Here is an 18,033-nt window from a genome sequence, read left to right on the forward strand (position 1 = left end):
TGCCAGGTTAGCGCTCGATAGGCATCCCGACCATGCTGCCCCATTCCGTCCACGACCCGTCATAGACCCTGACATTTTCAAAACCGAGCAGCTCGGTCATTGCAAAACTGGCCAGGGTCGCCCGGTGTGCGAGCCGGCAATATGAGATGACCTTCTGACGCGGGGACGTGACGAATTTGGAGACAATCTCCCGGATCTCTTCGGGAGACTTGAACGTCGTATCATCGTTGAGAAGACTGTCGAAAGGCACGTGCCGGGCTCCTGGCACCCGCCCATAACGTTCCGCCCCGACATCGGGCTTTCCGGGAAGCCCCACCCGTTCACCGCAATATTCTTCGAGAGATCTGTGATCGAGAATGACCGTGCCAGTTTCTGAATTCGCTTTTCTGACCTCTTCCCGCCCCGCTCTGATATGCCCGGCTCCCAGCCCAATGGTGTAGCTTGTCGCCTCAACTCTAGGAATGTCCCGCGTTACGGCACGGCCCTCCCGCTGCCACCTGACCTTGCCGCCATCAAGCATCCTGACATCGGCATGCCCGAACAGCTTGAAGACCCACCACGCATAGGTCCCGAATTGCACCGGCGCACCGTAGAACACCACCGTCGTGTCAGCCGATATACCTGCGTCCCCAAGACGGGCTGCAAAGTCGTGCTCGGTCGGAAAGTTGCGCTCCAGCGGGTCCCATAGCGCCTCCTTCCAGTTCCAGCCCAGCGCACCGGGAACATGTGCGGCTTCATAGTCGTCAAGGCCGTCCCAGTTGATCTCTATCAGCCGGACTTTCGGATCGGATGCGTGTCTGGCAACCCAATCGCAATTAACCAGGGACGTCATGGGCTCAGCTCCGTGCAAAAATTTACGATCAAAAAAACGGTCTTCTGAACTATGCCACACCTGTGTATGCCAGTGTCCAGCCTGGTTGCGTCTGTGGCATTCCTGAATGTTTTGCGAATTGGCGACCATGAGCTCCAGCCGCTGCAATGCTTTCCCAAACAGCTGGCATCGTCTGCTCAATGCCCGAGGACCGCCAGTATGCAATCGAGTTGGTCTGCTGTCTTCATGCGCACAGCGGGAGCCCGCTCGACCTTGATTATTGCCAAAAAAGCAACTGATCTTTAGTAAAATTCAGTGTTGAAAAAGGTGTCATCTTTCCCTATCGCCTTCAAATCACCTTCAGAAGGGAAAGAAACGCATGATCGTCCAACATCCGGAAAGCTTCTATATCGACAGGAAATGGGTAGTGCCCTCGGGGTCGAAGCGGCTCGCAGTTGAAAATCCGGCAACGGAAGAAATGCTGGGTTCAATCGCACTGGGCGGAGCAGAGGATGTCGAACGCGCTGTAAAGGCCGCGCGTGCGGCATTTCCAACGTGGTCGTCTTCTGACATCAGCGAGCGCAAACGCCTTCTGGAGAATGTCCGGGACGTCTACATCCGCCGCCGCCGGGATCTTGCCGACGCGGTAACCCTCGAGCTTGGATGTCCGACGGATCTTTCTTACGGGGTTCAGGCAGGAAGCGGCGCTGCGCAGATAGACGCTTTCCTGAAGGCCATGGACGATATCCAATGGATTGAAAGACTGGCAAACGGCGACGAGCTCCACCGCGAAAGCAAGGGCGTTGCCGGATTGATCACGCCCTGGAACTGGCCACTCAACCAGATTGGACTGAAGGTGTTTGCAGCGCTGGCGGCCGGCAGCACCATGGTCCTGAAGCCAAGTGAAATCACACCTTTCAATGCCATGCTCTTTGCCGAAATCCTGGACGAGGCTGGATGCCCGAAAGGTGTGTTCAACCTGGTCAACGGACTTGGTAACGACGTTGGCGCAGCTCTCGTTTCGCACCCGGATGTCGACTGCGTCTCCTTTACCGGATCAACCAAGGCTGGCCGTCTTATCTATGCCGCTAGCGCTGAACGTATCAAGCCTATCTCACTGGAACTGGGTGGAAAATCACCCTGCATCCTCTTTGCCGACTGCGATGTGGCAACGCGTATCAAGCAGACATTAAAAGGGCTTTTTTCCAACTCCGGCCAGAACTGCAACGGGCCGACACGACTGCTTGTAGAGCGCTCTGCCTATGAGACCGCGAAGTTGGCTGCCACTGAAGTGACCGCCAGGACTGCTGTGGGAGATCCGCGCGCGGCCGGAGATCACATCGGCCCAGTTGCCAACAGAAGACAGTTTGACCACATTCAGAGGCTGCTTCAGTCTGCCCTAGACGACGGCGCCGAGCTGCTGACCGGAGGCCTTGGAAAGCCGGACGGTATTGAACGAGGTCACTATGTGCGACCAACGGTCTTTGCCGGCGTCGACAACAGCATGGCCATTGCCCGGGAAGAGGTTTTTGGCCCAGTCGCAGTGCTCATTCCCTTCGACACGGAAGAAGATGCAATCGCCATAGCTAATGACAGCGACTTCGGCCTGGCGGCATATGTTCACACCGATGACGCGGAGAAACTTGCCCGCGTGGTCCGACGTATGCAGGCGGGCATGGTATTCAAGAACGGGAACTACCTGTCAGCGGGCAGTCCGTTCGGGGGTGTCAAAATGTCGGGGATCGGCAAGGAAGGCGGCGTGATGGGGATTGAAGAGTTCCTCGATGCAAAACTCGTCGCCTGACGGAGCACTCCTTGCAATGCATTAAACAAGAAGCCCGGCCGGATTGGTCGGGCTTTTTCATTTAGTAAAATTTAGTAAATAATTTGACTCTCAATAGTAACGTTACTAATGTCAACGCTCAACAGGTTTCAACGGCACTTGAGTGAGTTATGCGGCGCATTACAGGTTTGAATGAAGGGTGGCTCTTTCGCGACCCGCTTGCCCAGGCAAAAGACAACACCGGAAGCGGTGAGATAGAGATCTCGATCCCGCACTCCGCGGTTGAGCTTCCCTTCAACTATTTTGACGAAACGACCTACCAGCGCGCCTTTGAATATGAGCGCCAAATCCCCTGGCAGGAAGACTTCGCCGACAGAGAAGTCTACCTGCACTTTGAAGGCGTGATGGCTGACACCCGTGTTTCACTCAACGGAACCGAGCTGATCCATCACGCCGATGGCTACACCCCGTTCAGTGTCCGGCTCAGCGAGCACCTGACGCGAGGGACAAACCGTCTGACCGTTTCCATCGACGGTTCGGAAAATCCTGATATCCCCCCCTTCGGCGGCAGGATTGATTATCTGACTTACGCGGGAATTTATCGGGATGTCTGGCTGATGTCATTCGCCCGCGTGTTCGTGAAATCCGTCAAGATTGAAACGCCGAACGTTCTGGCAGACAGGAAATCGATAACCGTCACTGGCCGCATCGAAAATCCGCAAGACCTCCCCTATGAAGGCAAAGTCAGCGTCGTTCTGCTTGACGCGGAGGGTCATGAAATTGCCGAAAGCAGTCAGGCTATTCAAGACGGAAACAGCTTCCTGTTCCGTCTGACCGACCTGGAGAATATCACGCTGTGGGACATCGAAACTCCCACCCTCCACACACTCAAAGTCACCCTGGAAACGGACCACGGCACTGATACATACGAGGAGCGCTTCGGCTTCCGCGACGCCCGGTTCACACCAGATGGCTTCAGGCTGAATGGCAGACCTCTCAAGATTTTGGGCCTCAATCGGCATCAGTCCTTCCCGTACACCGGATATGCGCAGGGCCGCGCGTCTCAGGAGAAGGACGCGGAAATCCTGAAGTATGAACTGGGCTGCAATCTGGTTCGGACGTCGCACTATCCGCAATCGAAATGGTTCCTGGATCACTGTGACCGCATCGGCCTCCTTGTGCTGGAAGAAATTCCCGGTTGGCAGCACATCGGCGGCAAGGTCTGGAAAGAAGAAGCCGTTCGCAATGTTGCCCGAATGATCGAACGCGACTGGAACCATCCATCAATTGTTTCCTGGGGCGTGAGGATTAACGAGTCGGAGGACGATCACGCGTTTTATGCCGCGACCAACTCTCTCGCACGCGAGCTTGATCCAACGCGCCAGACATGCGGCATCCGCAAGCATGCGGGCAGCGAGTTGCTCGAAGATATCTACACCATGAACGACTTCTCCTTGTGCAGCGATCTCCTGCCGGAACGCACGCCTTTGCTGCCGCCGAGAGCGATTACCGGGTTGGAGAAGGATGTTCCTTATCTGGTGACCGAATTCAACGGTCATATGTTCCCCACCAAGGCAGGCGACAACGAACTTCGGCAGGTAGAACATGTCACCCGTCACCTGGAAATCATTGATGCAGCCTTCGCCAATCAGAACATTGCCGGTTGCATCGGCTGGTGCATGTTCGACTACAACACGCACAAGGACTTCGGCTCCGGCGACAGGGTGTGCCATCACGGTGTTCTGACGATGTTCCGCGAACCCAAATTCGCCGCCTACGCCTATGCCAGCCAGACATCTGCGGAGAAACGTACGGTCATGAAGCCGGTGACCTACTGGTCGCGCGGCGAAAGAGATATTGGCGGCGTGCTGCCGCTGATGATCCTGACCAATTGCGATGAGGTTGAACTGCAGTTTTCCGATGGCACAAGACTGCGCAAAGGCGGTGACCGCGAGCGCTTCCCGCATCTGCCGCACCCGCCGGTGATCTTCAGCAAAGCAGATGTCCCCGATGACGCACTGGGGAAATGGGGGCTGAAATGGCAGGGCGTGACCATCAACGGATATATTGCAGGGACAGTGGTCGAAACCGTTGAATTCGTTGCAGAACCCGTGGCGTCCCGGCTCGAGATTGCTCCGGATTTGACGGTGCTCCAGGCAGACGAGCGTGAGGAAGTCCGCATCATTGTCCGCGCGCTGGATCAGGCAGGCCAGGTTCTGCCGTTTCTTTCCGACCAGATTTCCATCTCGGTGGACGGGCCGGCCGAGTGTCTTGGGCCACCACATTCGCCGCTATCAGGTGGCACAACCGGCTTCTGGGTTCGGGCAACCGGAGAAAGCGGCAACATTCGGGTAAGCGTATCCTCGAGCCGTTTTGAAACGGAGCAAGTTGTTCTTGAGGCGAAACGCGGTGAAAGGCCGCCAGCACGCAAGGGCAATCACCATATCCGGGCACTCGCTTAGCAACGCCCGTCACATCTGACTTCAGCACCAGGGAAAGGCCGTGACCCTCCCTGCCCAGCAGGCTCGCCCTGCCGGGAACGGATTGTGCTGTCCGGCGGAATGGTCGCCAAAGCCGCCTCGGCGGATGCGACCGGGTTTCAACCCGTTCATTCAAGGGAGGAAAGAGAATGAACATATTGCATAGACTAAGCACTACCATTTCGGCCGTCGGCCTGCTGCTTGCCGGCAGCTTTGGCGCCCTGGCCGCAGACAGGCTGACCGGAGACCTGAAGATCTTCCTCGATACGTCCAACCCCGCGCCACGGGCGGCCATGGAAGGTATGATCGATCGCTTTCAGGAGATGCACCCGGATCTGAACATCTCGACCACCATCATCGACAGCGAAGCCTACAAGACGCAGATCCGGAACTTCCTGAGCGCCAATCCGCCTGACGTGACGACCTGGTTTGCGGGCAACCGCATGCTGCCCTATGTCGAAACCGGCCTGTTTGAGGATGTGTCGGATATATGGACCGGAGAGCTCGCAGAAGACCTTGCCTCGACGAAAAAATCCATGACCATCGACGGCAAGCAATGGGGCGTCCCCTACACCTATTATCAGTGGGGTGTTTACTACCGGGAGGACATCTACTCCGAACTTGGATTGGAACCACCGAGCAACTGGCAGGAGTTCAAGGACAATTGTCAGAAGATCCTCGATTCCGGCCGGAAATGTTTCTCCATAGGCACCAAGTTCCTGTGGACCGCCGCCGGCTGGTTCGACTACCTGAACCTGCGCCAGAATGGCTACGAGTTTCACATGGACGTCACGGCCGGAAAGGTCAGCTGGGAAGATCCCAGGATCCGGGACGTATTTGCGCGGTGGCGCGAGTTGATCGACATGGGCGCCTTTATCGACAATCACACATCCTACAGCTGGCAGGAGGCGTTGCCCTTTCTGGTCCAGGGAGAAGCAGCCGGATACCTGCTTGGCAATTTCATCGTCCCGCCCTTGCGGGACGCGGGTCTGACGGATGAACAGCTCGGCTTCTACCAGTTTCCGGCCATCGTCGACGGCATACCGCTGGCCGAAGACGCGCCCGCAAACACATTTCACATTCCGGCAAATGCAGCGAACAAGGAGAACGCGCGCGCTTTCCTGAAATACGTTGCCGATGTCGAAAACCAGTCGATCATCAGCAAGCAGCTCGGCCAGCTTGCGGTGAATTCCAGAAGCGAAGTGCCCGATGACAAGTTCATGCGTCAGGGTTTCGAAATGCTGAGCAACGCCTACGCGCTGGCCCAGTTCTTCGACCGCGACGCCCCGGCCCAGATGGCAAAGGTGGGCATGGAAGGATTTCAGGAGTTCATGGCAAAACCAGACAACCTTGATGCCATCCTGAAGCGCCTGGAGCGCACCCGTAAGCGTGCCTACTGATCGCGCAACACTCGTGAGGGGCACAGAGGCGTGCCCCTCCTTCCCTGCCGCCACAAACCACATGACTGTGCGCACAAGTCAGCTGCTGGCATTTGACTGAAGAACCCGGATGCGCCATCAAGCATCAGGTAGAGCAAAGAAGAAGCAGAACAGGAATCGGACAAGCTACGTGGCGACGATCAAGGACATTGCGGAAAAGGTTGGCGTTTCACCGACAACGGTTTCCAGGGTACTGAACGCAGATCCGACACTGTCCGTATCAAAAAAGGTCCGAACCCAGGTTACCGAAACGGCGGCTGAACTGAATTACGAGATCCGCGGCGTCAAACACAGGACAGCCGGAAAATCGGAAGCCACTTACTCCCACCTTGATGAAATCGTCATTCTGCAAGGCCTGACCGACGAACAGGAACTGGCCGACCCTTATTATGTCGGCTTGCGCCTCGGAATAGAGAGAGCCTGCCGGGCCGTTGGGCTTTCCGTCCATGTTCATTATTCCAATGAGGACAGAGGTCTGAAGCCAAGCGCGAAAACCGGCTTCGTGGTGGTTGGCCATCACGACGAAGCTACGCTGCAACCGATCTTGAAGCAGGCGTCCAGTCTGGTTTTCGTTGGTGCCGAGTATGAAAAGTATGACCTGGATGTCGTTTGCCATGACCTTTCAAACTCCATGCGGAAGCTTTTGACCGGCCTGGCAGATGCCGGATACGAGAAATTCGGCTTTATCGGCGGCCGATACGATGCCAGTGACCCGGAGGCGATTGAGACAGGGGAACGCCTCAGCGCTTTCAAGGAGTGGCTGGTCGCTCATGACCTTTTCGACAAGGAGTTGGTGCGCCAGGAAGGCAAGACACCACAAAACGGCTACCAGCTGACCTGCGATCTTCTCGATCAGGACAAGCGACCGGACGTCATCGTTGCTGCAACCGACAGCCTCGCCATTGGCGCCTATATGGCCCTCAAGGAGGCAGGCAAACAGATTTCAGACGACATCGCCGTTGCAGCCTTCAACGACATTCCCGCAGCACGCCACCTCGTCCCGCCCCTGACCACCGTCAAGCTTCCGGCCGAACTCATCGGCAAAACGGCTGTCGAGCTGCTTCAGGAGCGCGCCGAAGGGCGTATCACGACCAAAAGGGTCATTCTCGGCTCGGAAATCATCTGGCGCGAAAGCTGCCGGAAACCCGGCGAATAGCCACAAGCCGGGCATTTGCCCAATAAACAGAAGTCTGAGAATAATTTGAGAGAATGGTGGGTGAGTAGGGACTCGAACCCTAGACCCGCTGATTAAGAGTCAGCTGCTCTACCATCTGAGCTACACACCCATCCAATGCAGGCCGCGATGTGAAGCGGCGCGCCGGAGTGAGGGTGTATATAGCGCAGCTTTTTAGGACGCAATGGTTTCATGACATTTTTTTGTCAATTCTGCTGTGCAAAAACCGACCACCTCCTCCTTCACAGTCTTTGCGGAATGATTGCAACAGGATCACCGCCACAAGGAAACTTTTAAAAACATTGAGCAACTTTCGCGCAATAATCGAAATTTGGGGTTGACCCGCCATAGCGCTCTCACTAGTGTGCACCGCGTCAAGACCGGGCGGACATGACCGGCTTGGACCAGATAACTCAATAAGTCATTGAAATGGCGCAGGTGTTCTGGCGGAACTTTCCGACAATCCATGTCCAGCCAGGGTCTTCACGACCTGCAGTATCGAAGGACCGGGACGACATGATGATGTCGCTCATTCTAGTAGTGGTAGGAAAGCGCGCCTCCTAGCGGGAAGACCCCGTTTGGACAGGATGGCGCGCGACCAAGGCTCCCGAAGGGGCCTTTTTTTGTACCCGCCTCCTGAAAGTGCTTTTTCCTTTTGCCGCCCGAGTCTTCGACACCGACAGGTTTGAAGCGTTAAAGTAAGTAATTGAGAGCCAAAGCCTGAACTTCAGGCCCTGAAATGCAAGGACGATAAGAGAATGACACGGGAAATGACCGGCGCCGAAATGGTCATCCAGGCGCTGAAAGACCAGGGAGTTGATACCATCTTCGGCTACCCGGGCGGTGCTGTGCTTCCCATTTACGACGAGATCATTCAGCAGGAAGGTCTGGAGCACATTCTCGTGCGTCACGAACAGGGCGCTGGCCACGCAGCGGAAGGCTATGCCCGTTCGACCGGCAAGCCAGGCGTTGCGCTGGTCACCTCCGGTCCCGGCGCGACCAACATGGTCACTGCACTGACCGACGCAATGCTCGATTCCATTCCGCTGGTCTGCATTTCCGGCCAGGTTCCGACACACCTGATCGGCAACGATGCCTTCCAGGAATGTGACACGGTCGGCATCACCCGTCCCTGCACCAAGCACAATTGGCTGGTGCGCAATGTCGAAGACCTGCCGCGCATTCTTCACGAGGCATTCTATGTTGCCACATCCGGCCGCCCGGGCCCGGTTGTCGTCGACATTCCGAAGGACGTCCAGTTCGCCACCGGCACCTATGAAGGCCCGACACCGAACCCCGCAGCAGCACACAAGAGCTACCGCCCGCAGGTCAAGGGCGATGCCTCCGGCATTCGTACAGCCGTCGAGCTGATGGCTAAGGCCAAGAAGCCGATTCTTTATACCGGCGGCGGCGTCATCAACTCCGGCACGCAGGCCTGCCAGCTGCTGCGTGAACTGGTCTCCCTCACCGGTTTCCCGATTACCTCAACGCTGATGGGCCTCGGCGCCTACCCGGCCTCCGGCGACAATTGGTTGGGCATGCTGGGCATGCATGGCACCTACGAAGCCAACATGACCATGCACGACTGTGACCTGATGGTCTGCATCGGCGCGCGCTTCGACGACCGCATCACCGGCCGCACGGACGCGTTCTCACCGAATTCGATCAAGATCCACATCGACATCGATCCGTCTTCCATCAACAAGACCGTCAATGTCGATCTGCCGATCATCGGTGATGTTGGCCATGTCCTGGAAGACATGGTCCGGATCTGGCGTTCATCGTCGCTGAAGGCCGACCCCAAGGCAATGAAGTCGTGGTGGTCCCAGATCGATGCATGGCGCGGACGCAATTCGCTCGCCTACCGCCCGAATGAAGATGTCATCATGCCGCAATACGCGATCCAGCGGCTGTATGAGCTGACGAAGGACCGCAAGACCTTCATCTCCACCGAAGTTGGCCAGCACCAGATGTGGGCGGCGCAGTTCTACGGATTTGAAGAGCCGAACCGCTGGCTCACGTCCGGCGGCCTGGGCACCATGGGCTATGGCCTGCCTGCAGCCATCGGTGCGCAGGTGGCCCATCGCGATGCGCTGTGTGTCGACATCGCCGGCGATGCTTCGATCCTCATGAACATTCAGGAAATGTCGACGGCGGTTCAGTTCGGCCTGCCGGTCAAAGTGTTCATTCTGAACAACCAGTACATGGGTATGGTGCGTCAGTGGCAGCAGCTGCTGCACGGCAACCGCCTGTCCCACTCCTATACCGAAAGCCTGCCTGACTTCGTCAAACTGGCCGAAGCCTATGGCGGTGTCGGCTTCCGGGTGGAAAAACCGGGAGACCTTGATGGCGCGATCGAGGAAATGATCGCAGTCGACAAGCCGGTGCTGTTTGATTGCCGCGTGGCCAATCTCGCCAACTGTTTCCCGATGATCCCGTCGGGCAAAGCCCACAACGAAATGCTGCTGCCGGATGAAGCCAATGACGAAGCGGTTGCCAACGCGATCGGCGCCGAAGGCAAATCCCTCGTTTAATGGTCAGGCACAAGGATTTTAGAAAATGAACGCACAGAATGTAGATGCGCCTTCGGCCTACTTCCTGGCTGAAGTCAGCGACGAGATCGAGACCCACACCCTATCGCTACTCGTCGACAACGAGCCGGGCGTTCTCGCCCGTGTGATCGGCCTGTTCTCCGGCCGCGGCTACAACATCGACAGCCTGACCGTGTCGGAAACCGAACACGAAAAACACCTGTCCCGCATCACGATCGTGACGACAGGGACCCCGATGATCATCGAGCAGATCCGTCATCAGCTCGACCGTCTGGTTCCGGTGCATCGCGTGACCGACCTCACAGTCCGCGCGCGTCGTGCCAATCAGGACAAGCCGCTGGAGCGTGAACTTGCCCTTGTCAAGGTCAAGGGTGATGGCGACAAGCGCCTGGAGGCCCTGCGCCTTGGAGATGCTTTCCGGGCCACGGTTATCGATGCAACGACCGAGCATTTCGTTTTCGAGATTACCGGCCGCACATCCAAGATCGAGCAGTTCATCGCGATCATGAAGCCGCTCGGCCTTGTCGAAGTGTCTCGCACCGGTGTCGCCGCCGTCCAGCGGGGGCCGGAAGGGCTGTAAGGAACAGGCTTTTGCCGCATCGGACCCATCGCCTCCAGGTGATGGGTCTTTGCCTAACAGATTGAGCAACACTCACAGGCCGAAGATAAGCCTACCGCCTCGTGGCACTGAAGCGCTCGGAGACGTCAATCCAGTTTGGTGACCGCCTGCCACATGCATTGCAGGTGGCTTTCCCAACCTTTTTCCAGAAATTCCAGCATCTCCATAGCTGAATCTCCCGAGGCTTCGGCAATACCTTCGTGGGTCAAGGTAAGACGCGACCCACCCGCGACTTCTTGCAATAACCACGTAACAACCGTTTCGGCGCCGTTGAATGGAGCGATGTTGAAGGTTGTGACCAAACGTTCGGGCGGCTTCATTTCCAGAACGCGCCCCCAGATTACGCACTTCTCAAGTGTCCCGCCCTTCTCCACCAGGGCATAATCTTCACCAAGGGTCAGATCCCGCTTGGCCGGGTGATACCAATCGCCCAATCTGTCCTTGTCTACGAGAAATGTCCAAACGGTTTCTCGTGAAGCCTTGATGAAGATCGTCTTGGAAACGATGGCATTGGTCATGGGTCTTTTGACCGGGTTTTCGCGCGTTCTTCATTCTCAGCAACAGTTTGCAACTTGCTGAGTTTTTGGTCCCAGAACTGATGAAAATGTGAGAGCCAGTCATCAACACTCTTGAGACCCATCGGCTCAAGAGTGTTGATCCGCTCACGTCCGCGCTGCTGTACAGAGATGAGCCCTCCCCGCTCCAGCATCACGAGATGCTTCTTGATTGCCGCTCGTGTCACACTGAACCTGTCCACGATCTCGCCAATGGTCATGTCCTGCTCCGACAGCATCGATAGAATCGACCTGCGGGTCGGATCGGCTATCGCTTGAAAAACGGATTGCAACTGTGTTGGGGACGGACTGTCTACTTGCATGTTTCCATTCTCTGGTTAGGCCGCCTTTGTTGACGAGAACGGCTGTCCCTTACCAGATACAATGTAGTCTTTCAGACTGCTGAGAAAAAAGTGGTCCCAACCTCCCACGCAAATATTGTGACATTCAAGATCGGAATTTAGTCCCTCGTGCGTCAACGTAATGTCAGCACCGCTGTTATTGGGATGAATTTGCCAGACAATTCTGGTTCCAACCCATTCGTCGGGAGTTGTCACATCAGGATGAAGCAGGTTTGCGGAAGTACAAATCCAAACAATTTCAAAACCGTTTTCTGAGGCCGCCTGCACGATCATCTTAAAGGTCTTTTTCGTTTCGCCAAATCCAACTGTGAACTGATTGCCACCAATAGTCAGGTCTTCACTCCACCAATCTCGAATTTCAGCAGTCAATGCTTGATGTACTGCAGTCAGTGAGGCGGCAACACTGATCGTTTTGGAATAATCCTGCTTGCTCATGACAAACCTTCCTTGGCGTTAAAATCGATTCACACACAATATGATACCTTTAGGTATCGCATAATTATGATACCCAAAGGTACTATGTCAAGAAAAGAATAGACGTGACTGCTTAAACTCTGCTGGAAGCTACTCGACCGGTTAGCGAGACAACCAGGGCTTCCCAAAACCCGAAAGACATCCTACATCGACCAAACGTCAAATCGAGATGAGGTAACCCGTGGCCTTTGACCTCGCTGTCTATCTGGAACGGATTGGACTTCAATCATGTTCACATGACCCCACCGGCCTGAAACAATTGCAGTCGGCACAGATCACCGCCATTCCGTTCGAGAACGTCCTGCCCTTCCTCGGACAGGTTCCCAGGCTGGACGAGACCAGCCTTTGGCAGAAGCTGGTGCTCGATCGTTGCGGCGGATACTGCTTTGAGCTGAACACTCTTCTGGAGATGGCTCTCAAGGCGCTCGGCTTTTCCAGCAGGAAAGTCATGGCCCGCGTGCGCATGGGAGCACCTGAAGGAGGCGTCAGATCCCATCTGGCCCACATAGTGACGATTGAAGGGAGTGAATGGCTGGTGGACACCGGCTTCGGAGGACAGGCCCCTGCCCATCCGGTGAACCTGTCGACGGCAGGCGAGCAGCAAATACGCGATCAGGTCTACCGTATCCGTTTCGATGACGCAGAAAACGAGGAGGTTCTGGAGCGCAAGTCGGAAGATGACTGGATACCATTATACGGTTTCGACCGCATGCCACCCAAGTGGATGGACATTGAAGCTGCCAACTATCTCTGCGCCACCTGGTCGGAAATTTCCTTCTCATCCAGCATGAAATTCTACCGGCTGACGGATAACGGCTGGATCAGTTTTCAAAACGGCCTAGCCGGCTTCACCGTGGATGGCGGCAAAACCACTCGCACCATTGTGGAGCAAAGCGACCTCACACAATTCATGCGCAACGATCTGGGCCTCGGCTATGACGATGCGGATATCGACGCGATTGCCAAGCGTCTTGCGTCGATGCAACCAACAAGCTCCCAAAACTTGTCGGTGCAATCGACAGGCTAACATCTTTGGTTGGAAATTGACATTTACACAACCCCTTTATGAGCCTTTTCCGGCCCTTGAAATTTAGGCAGACGAATGCGTGAAAATTTAGAACAGGCAAATGATTTCAATGAGTTCTTGGACGACGCACATTTGTGTTCAATTACGGCGCGCTTTGGGTTGGCAATGTGCTTCGTAAACGAGTTCGCCAATCGACACCAAATAACCGGAAACGTGCTCGATGAGTTTCGCAAAAACATGTGGGAAAGCCCGATTTTCTCGGTTGCTTTTGGTGATGCTGTTACTTGGTATGAGAATCTGAAACCTTTTGAGGACTGTAAGCTTAGTTCCGAAGAAGCGCTTGGTCTCAAGGACTCAATATCTTCAAATGATTTCGGCAGATTTGTGAAGGCTACAAAACTTTCATACGATCTTTTGCTTATGAGTTTTTACTTTGACGCGGACAATGAGGGCACTCTGGAGAACCTCAAAAGAGTCGCTGAAATTTGCCGACCTTCCGAGCTACCGCCAACAACACCGTTCAAGTTTTCGACTTTCAGCCAGGGCAATGGTTGGGGTCCAAAACTACCTCTTGCAGATTTGCGGTTTTGGCGAAAATTCAGTGAGACTTGGTATCTGGAATTGCAGCCTTCTCAAAGTTGACGAGGCGCCAATTCTTAAGCTTTGAGACTTGCCCAGAATTGCGAAAGGCGCCCACCTATTTGTAGTAGCCCTCGCGCAGATTGATGCCGTGCTCGACAAAGGCTTTCAGGCAACACAGCATCTGCGTCCAGCCTTCGCAGTTGCCATAGGATGCCTTGCTGCCCTTGGCCGTCTCGCGCCACCCTTCCTCGCTGATGGTCACCAGCGTTCTGCCATCCTCGAGTGCCTCGAACTCCATTGTGACCATGGTTTCGGCATCCTCGTCGGTCTGTTCGTCCGATTCCCAGTGCAGGACTATTTTCCGATCCTTGACGACTTCCCTCACCTTGACCGGAAAACGACCTGGAAAATCTGCGAAACTCCAGAAAACGGTCGCTCCGTTTTCCATCCGGCCTTCCGCACCGCCTGTGGTGAAATAGCCCGACAATCGATCCGGATTGACCACAGCTTCAAAAACTTCGGAAACCGGTTTGGCAATTCGTCCTGACACGCTGAATGACAACATGATTTTCTCCTACCCTTCGTTTCACCGTCCCTGTCCGGCGCAGGTCACGAGGTTGTCGAGGTGATAGCTCCAGCCTTGAGAATGAGCGTCAATCAGTTCGCGCTGCAATTCTTTGGGTGCCGCCTCCCAGCCTTTGTGGGTGAGACTGATCCGGCTGTGATCTCTCACGCTCTTCACTTGAAACGTGACTTCTGTCTTGAACGACCAATCGTCGTCCCACCAGCTCATCACAAGCAACCGCGGCGGTTCAATCGCGGTGACCTTGCCGTGGGTGTGATGTGCTCCGTTTGCGTCCTGCCAGGGCTCGTAAAAAATGCCTCCAGGAGCAGGGTCCAACTTCACGCCCCGGCCCCACCACAGCGGCGGCTGAAGCAAGACATCCCAAAGATTTTGCGCTGACACGCTGCATTCTCTTTCCAGGTCGATTTGTACTGCGCACATTTCATCGTCCCCAAGGTAATCCTTGCCTGCACATCAATCATGTTATAAAATTATAACATGTCAAGCAGCGATGATTCAGACAAGATTTTCAAAGCTCTGGCGGATGGCCGCAGGAGGCGAATGCTTGATCTTTTGAAAGATGGCCCCAAGACAACCGGCGCGCTATGTGACGCGTTTCCGGAAATAGATCGCTGTACCGTCATGCAACACATGCGGGTTCTGGAAGCCGCCAATCTTCTCATCGCACAGCGGAAGGGCCGTGAACGCTGGAACCATCTCAACGCACTGCCGATCAAGGACATCTACGATAGGTGGATCGGTGACTATGCCACCGAAGCCATCAACATGCTGGCGCATCTCAGAGACGATCTCGAAACGCCGACCAACTGACACCTTGTGGCTTTGCCGCGAAGCATCGCACCATTTGACGCTTTCCAGCCTAGACGCGACGCGGATCAGCGCGTATACGACACCGGCAGTCAGTATCATTGCTGACACGCTCTTCCCGTTTCAGACGACTAAACGCTCAAGAAAAGGCTTCAAGCCCATGATCCACGGTCTGTCCCGGCCGAAAAATCAGATTCGCTGGCTGCTGCTGGAAGGCATTTCGCCGACCGCGCGCGCGGTTCTGGAAAAGAACGGTTACACCAATGTGGAAGTCCTGCCAGGCGCTCTGGACAAGGATGCCCTGATCGAGAAGCTGCAGGGAGTTCAGGTCCTTGGCATCCGGTCCCGGACCCAGGTGACCGAAGAGGTTCTGGAGGCTGCCAAGAGCCTGGTCGCCGTCGGCTGTTTTTCGGTGGGAACCAACCAGGTGGATCTGAGCGGTGCATTGACCCGTGGCATCCCGGTCTTCAACGCTCCTTTCTCCAACACACGCTCTGTTGCGGAGTTGACCATCGCTGAAATCGTCATGCTGATGCGCGGTGTCTTCACCAAGTCTTCCGCCGCCCACGAGGGACGCTGGTTGAAGAGCGCCGTTGGCTCTCACGAGGTACGCGGCAAGACGCTTGGCATTGTCGGCTACGGCAATATCGGCACGCAGTTGTCGAACCTTGCTGAGGCAATGGGCATGCGCGTGATCTATTTCGACCTGGTCGACAAGCTTCAGCATGGCAACGTCCTGCCGGCTGACAGCCTGGATGCATTGCTTGCTGCTTCAGACGTTGTTTCCCTGCACGTGCCTGATACGGCCGGAACCCGCGACATGTTCGGCGCCGACCAGATTTCGAAGATGAAAAAGGGCGCGTTCCTCATCAACAACGCCCGCGGCAAGGTTGTCGACATCGAAGCCCTCGCCGAAGCTCTGAAATCGGAGCATCTGGCGGGCGCGGCCATTGATGTGTTTCCCGTCGAACCCAAGTCCAACAAGGACGAATTCCTCTCTCCGCTGCGCGGTCTGGACAATGTCATCCTGACACCGCATGTCGGTGGCTCGACTGAAGAAGCCCAGGACCGGATCGGCGAAGAGGTTTCCAAGCGTCTGGTTGAATACTCTGATGTCGGCTCCACGGTTGGCGCGGTTTCCTTTCCGCAGGTCCAATTGCCAAAGGGAACCGAAATGACAAGGTTCATTCAGGTTCACCACAACGCTCCAGGCGCCATGCGCACATTGAACGACCTCTTCACCAGACACGATCTCAACATCCACGCTCAGTTCATGCAATCGCATCAGGATATCGGCTACGTGGTTCTGGACGTGGACAGCCTGGTTCAAGACCCGGTGGACATTCTTGAAGAGATCCGCAGCCTTCCGAACACGATAAGGGCGCGCCTGCTCAACCGGGTCTGACGCCCCCCGACAGTATCGGCTCAATGGAAAATGCGTCGCCGGCCTTCAGCGGGAAGAAACTATTCCTGAACGGCCGGCCCGCAAACCCGATTGCGTCCTGCCCTCTTGGCCTCGTAAAGACGCATATCGGCGGCCTGAAACAGTGTCTCCAACACAGTGCCATCTTCCGGCGCCGTCGCGACACCGATGCTCACGGTGATCTTCTCCGGAAAATAGATCGCGCTAAACCGTTCAATTGCCTTGCGCAGTCTGGATGCTAGCGACATGGCAGCTTCTGCCGGCAGCTTTTCGCAAATGAGCACGAACTCCTCACCTCCGAAGCGGTAGAGATGATCGTCTGATCTAAGGTTTTCGCTCAACATCCGGGCAATCTTTGCCAGCACCTGATCCCCGGCCTGATGGCCATGACGATCATTTACCGCCTTGAAGTGATCGATATCGATCACCAGCAGAGAAAGCGGCTTGCTTTCGCTCAGGCTCTTCTCAAGGATCTTTGGTGCATTGTGATCATATTGCCGCCGGTGCAGGGTTCCGGTCAGGTGATCTCTCGTCGTGGCCTCCAGAAGCTGATGATATCGCTCCCGGTAGGTGAGCACCTGAAACACATCCTTGAAGGACCTGTTGGTCAACCATGCCGCCTCGTCGTCAAAGTACTTCAGATAGGCGATGAACAGCGCCGTATAGACCACCGTCGCGACAAGCTTGGCAACAAGACCGCCAAAAAACACATGCCACGGAGCCCCGGAGACATAGTGAAGCGCGAGAAAGAACCCCGCCTGATCGAATGTCAGCACGGCAGCACCGCATACCAGAAACCTCAGCCCCAGATGCCGGCCAAACCAATCCCCAATACGTTCATAGAGAACGATGATCGCAATGGCGTCGACAAAGAGCAGCAATGTGCCCCAGACCATGAGACTGCCTATTTCATCAATGAAGGCAATGTCAGGCAATCTGCCTTCGGTGATGACGATCGTTTCGTGGTTTCTGAGGATCATGACCAGCGCAACGATCAGGAAGTTTCCGATCAGAAGTCCGTAAATCGCCTGTCGCACGACAAGCGCATCTTCCCGGATGTAGAGCAGCAGGATCATCAAGAGCTTGCCGGAAAAAAGCACGGTCGAGCCGGGCGAAATGATCCCGAATGGCAACTCGATATAGAAGACGCTGGCCAGGTAGGTTTCCAAAAAATGCATCACACCAAGCGCGCACATGAAGACGCCGACGCCGATAACCTTGCGGGCGCGCAGCAGGCCCATCATGACGGTGAAGTAAACCGCTGCCTGGGCAAACAGAAGGAATGCGTTGAACGTGGTCATTTCCCGGTCATCGCTGGATATCAGTTGCAACGCCCATCTATGCAACGATTCCCGGATTC

At 55.6% G+C, this 18,033-nt stretch carries 17 protein-coding genes and 1 tRNA gene; 10 read left to right on the forward strand and 8 right to left on the reverse strand.

Translation table 11 applies throughout. The annotated features are described in order from the left end of the window. Window positions 1-7: 7 nt before the first annotated feature. The gene (locus tag ABLO27_RS16600) at window positions 8-832 is read right to left on the reverse strand and encodes a sulfurtransferase (RefSeq protein WP_353034049.1); all 825 of its coding nucleotides are present in this window, start codon (window positions 830-832) and stop codon (window positions 8-10) included. A 358-nt stretch (window positions 833-1,190) separates the two neighbouring features. On the opposite strand from ABLO27_RS16600, the gene ABLO27_RS16605 reads away from it, so the two are divergent. From ABLO27_RS16605 to ABLO27_RS16620, 4 genes are all read left to right on the forward strand, one after another. Beyond that, window positions 1,191-2,615, forward strand: coding sequence for an aldehyde dehydrogenase family protein (locus tag ABLO27_RS16605; protein WP_353034050.1), 1,425 nt, complete (start codon window positions 1,191-1,193; stop codon window positions 2,613-2,615). 149 nt (window positions 2,616-2,764) lie between these two features. Beyond that, window positions 2,765-5,056, forward strand: a complete 2,292-nt coding sequence (locus ABLO27_RS16610; protein ID WP_353034051.1) for a glycoside hydrolase family 2 protein — start codon at window positions 2,765-2,767, stop codon at window positions 5,054-5,056. A 167-nt stretch (window positions 5,057-5,223) separates the two neighbouring features. Then, complete coding sequence (locus ABLO27_RS16615; protein WP_353034052.1) at window positions 5,224-6,474, forward strand: ABC transporter substrate-binding protein; 1,251 nt, start codon at window positions 5,224-5,226, stop codon at window positions 6,472-6,474. A 169-nt stretch (window positions 6,475-6,643) separates the two neighbouring features. Further along, window positions 6,644-7,669 (forward strand): LacI family DNA-binding transcriptional regulator, encoded by a 1,026-nt coding sequence (locus tag ABLO27_RS16620; protein WP_353034053.1) that lies wholly within the window; start codon window positions 6,644-6,646, stop codon window positions 7,667-7,669. Between the two features lie 54 nt (window positions 7,670-7,723). Here the strand turns inward: ABLO27_RS16620 and ABLO27_RS16625 are convergent. Further along, window positions 7,724-7,799, reverse strand: a tRNA-Lys gene (locus ABLO27_RS16625). Between the two features lie 646 nt (window positions 7,800-8,445). On the opposite strand from ABLO27_RS16625, the gene ABLO27_RS16630 reads away from it, so the two are divergent. Together ABLO27_RS16630 and ilvN are read left to right on the forward strand one after the other, a co-directional pair. Beyond that, window positions 8,446-10,221 carry an acetolactate synthase 3 large subunit gene (locus ABLO27_RS16630; RefSeq protein ID WP_353034054.1) on the forward strand — a complete coding sequence of 592 codons (1,776 nt, stop codon included), beginning with the start codon at window positions 8,446-8,448 and terminating at the stop codon, window positions 10,219-10,221. A gap of 25 nt (window positions 10,222-10,246) precedes the next feature. Further along, a complete protein-coding gene (gene ilvN / locus ABLO27_RS16635; RefSeq protein WP_352944708.1) occupies window positions 10,247-10,819 on the forward strand; it encodes an acetolactate synthase small subunit in 573 nt (190 codons plus the stop codon). A gap of 125 nt (window positions 10,820-10,944) precedes the next feature. On the opposite strand, the gene ABLO27_RS16640 is transcribed toward ilvN, so the two are convergent. From ABLO27_RS16640 to ABLO27_RS16650, 3 genes are read right to left on the reverse strand one after another with little or no spacing between them, the layout of a single operon-like run. Next, complete coding sequence (locus ABLO27_RS16640; RefSeq protein WP_353034055.1) at window positions 10,945-11,376, reverse strand: SRPBCC family protein; 432 nt, start codon at window positions 11,374-11,376, stop codon at window positions 10,945-10,947. Continuing rightward, on the reverse strand, window positions 11,373-11,735 hold the full coding sequence (locus ABLO27_RS16645) for an ArsR/SmtB family transcription factor (protein WP_353034056.1): 363 nt from the start codon (window positions 11,733-11,735) through the stop codon (window positions 11,373-11,375). The genes ABLO27_RS16640 and ABLO27_RS16645 overlap by 4 nt, the downstream gene beginning before the upstream one ends. Before the next feature lie 15 nt (window positions 11,736-11,750). Further along, window positions 11,751-12,209, reverse strand: a complete 459-nt coding sequence (locus ABLO27_RS16650; protein WP_353034057.1) for a hypothetical protein — start codon at window positions 12,207-12,209, stop codon at window positions 11,751-11,753. Between the two features lie 220 nt (window positions 12,210-12,429). Between ABLO27_RS16650 and ABLO27_RS16655 the strand changes: the two genes are divergently transcribed. Both ABLO27_RS16655 and ABLO27_RS16660 read left to right on the forward strand, forming a co-directional pair. Continuing rightward, window positions 12,430-13,275: an arylamine N-acetyltransferase family protein gene (locus tag ABLO27_RS16655; RefSeq protein ID WP_353034058.1), complete on the forward strand. Its 846-nt coding sequence runs from the start codon at window positions 12,430-12,432 to the stop codon at window positions 13,273-13,275. 75 nt (window positions 13,276-13,350) lie between these two features. Further along, on the forward strand, window positions 13,351-13,917 hold the full coding sequence (locus ABLO27_RS16660; RefSeq protein WP_353034059.1) for a hypothetical protein: 567 nt from the start codon (window positions 13,351-13,353) through the stop codon (window positions 13,915-13,917). Window positions 13,918-13,972: 55 nt separating this feature from the next. Here the strand turns inward: ABLO27_RS16660 and ABLO27_RS16665 are convergent, their stop codons facing one another. Together ABLO27_RS16665 and ABLO27_RS16670 are read right to left on the reverse strand one after the other, a co-directional pair. Then, entirely contained in the window at window positions 13,973-14,425 is a 453-nt protein-coding gene (locus tag ABLO27_RS16665) for an SRPBCC family protein (RefSeq protein WP_353035053.1), read from the reverse strand. An 18-nt stretch (window positions 14,426-14,443) separates the two neighbouring features. Beyond that, entirely contained in the window at window positions 14,444-14,863 is a 420-nt protein-coding gene (locus ABLO27_RS16670) for an SRPBCC family protein (RefSeq protein WP_353034060.1), read from the reverse strand. Window positions 14,864-14,920: 57 nt separating this feature from the next. On the opposite strand from ABLO27_RS16670, the gene ABLO27_RS16675 reads away from it, so the two are divergent. Both ABLO27_RS16675 and serA read left to right on the forward strand, forming a co-directional pair. Beyond that, window positions 14,921-15,253, forward strand: a complete 333-nt coding sequence (locus tag ABLO27_RS16675; protein ID WP_353034061.1) for an ArsR/SmtB family transcription factor — start codon at window positions 14,921-14,923, stop codon at window positions 15,251-15,253. Between the two features lie 157 nt (window positions 15,254-15,410). Next, entirely contained in the window at window positions 15,411-16,655 is a 1,245-nt protein-coding gene (gene serA / locus ABLO27_RS16680; RefSeq protein ID WP_353034062.1) for a phosphoglycerate dehydrogenase, read from the forward strand. Between the two features lie 59 nt (window positions 16,656-16,714). Here the strand turns inward: serA and ABLO27_RS16685 are convergent, their stop codons facing one another. Next, the gene (locus ABLO27_RS16685; RefSeq protein WP_353034063.1) at window positions 16,715-17,974 is read right to left on the reverse strand and encodes a GGDEF domain-containing protein; all 1,260 of its coding nucleotides are present in this window, start codon (window positions 17,972-17,974) and stop codon (window positions 16,715-16,717) included. Window positions 17,975-18,033 lie beyond the last annotated feature (59 nt).

Origin of the sequence: Roseibium sp. SCP15, assembly GCF_040329435.1 — a bacterium.
GTDB lineage: Bacteria > Pseudomonadota > Alphaproteobacteria > Rhizobiales > Stappiaceae > Roseibium.

Coding starts and splice junctions, on each gene's coding strand:
- ABLO27_RS16600 (WP_353034049.1), bottom strand. CDS start 832: ATGACGTCCCTGGTTAATTGCGATTGGGTTGCCAGACACGCATCCGAT.
- ABLO27_RS16605 (WP_353034050.1), top strand. CDS start 1,191: ATGATCGTCCAACATCCGGAAAGCTTCTATATCGACAGGAAATGGGTA.
- ABLO27_RS16610 (WP_353034051.1), top strand. CDS start 2,765: ATGCGGCGCATTACAGGTTTGAATGAAGGGTGGCTCTTTCGCGACCCG.
- ABLO27_RS16615 (WP_353034052.1), top strand. CDS start 5,224: ATGAACATATTGCATAGACTAAGCACTACCATTTCGGCCGTCGGCCTG.
- ABLO27_RS16630 (WP_353034054.1), top strand. CDS start 8,446: ATGACACGGGAAATGACCGGCGCCGAAATGGTCATCCAGGCGCTGAAA.
- ilvN (WP_352944708.1), top strand. CDS start 10,247: ATGAACGCACAGAATGTAGATGCGCCTTCGGCCTACTTCCTGGCTGAA.
- ABLO27_RS16640 (WP_353034055.1), bottom strand. CDS start 11,376: ATGACCAATGCCATCGTTTCCAAGACGATCTTCATCAAGGCTTCACGA.
- ABLO27_RS16645 (WP_353034056.1), bottom strand. CDS start 11,735: ATGCAAGTAGACAGTCCGTCCCCAACACAGTTGCAATCCGTTTTTCAA.
- ABLO27_RS16650 (WP_353034057.1), bottom strand. CDS start 12,209: ATGAGCAAGCAGGATTATTCCAAAACGATCAGTGTTGCCGCCTCACTG.
- ABLO27_RS16660 (WP_353034059.1), top strand. CDS start 13,351: ATGCGTGAAAATTTAGAACAGGCAAATGATTTCAATGAGTTCTTGGAC.
- ABLO27_RS16670 (WP_353034060.1), bottom strand. CDS start 14,863: ATGTGCGCAGTACAAATCGACCTGGAAAGAGAATGCAGCGTGTCAGCG.
- ABLO27_RS16675 (WP_353034061.1), top strand. CDS start 14,921: ATGTCAAGCAGCGATGATTCAGACAAGATTTTCAAAGCTCTGGCGGAT.
- serA (WP_353034062.1), top strand. CDS start 15,411: ATGATCCACGGTCTGTCCCGGCCGAAAAATCAGATTCGCTGGCTGCTG.
- ABLO27_RS16685 (WP_353034063.1), bottom strand. CDS start 17,974: ATGACCACGTTCAACGCATTCCTTCTGTTTGCCCAGGCAGCGGTTTAC.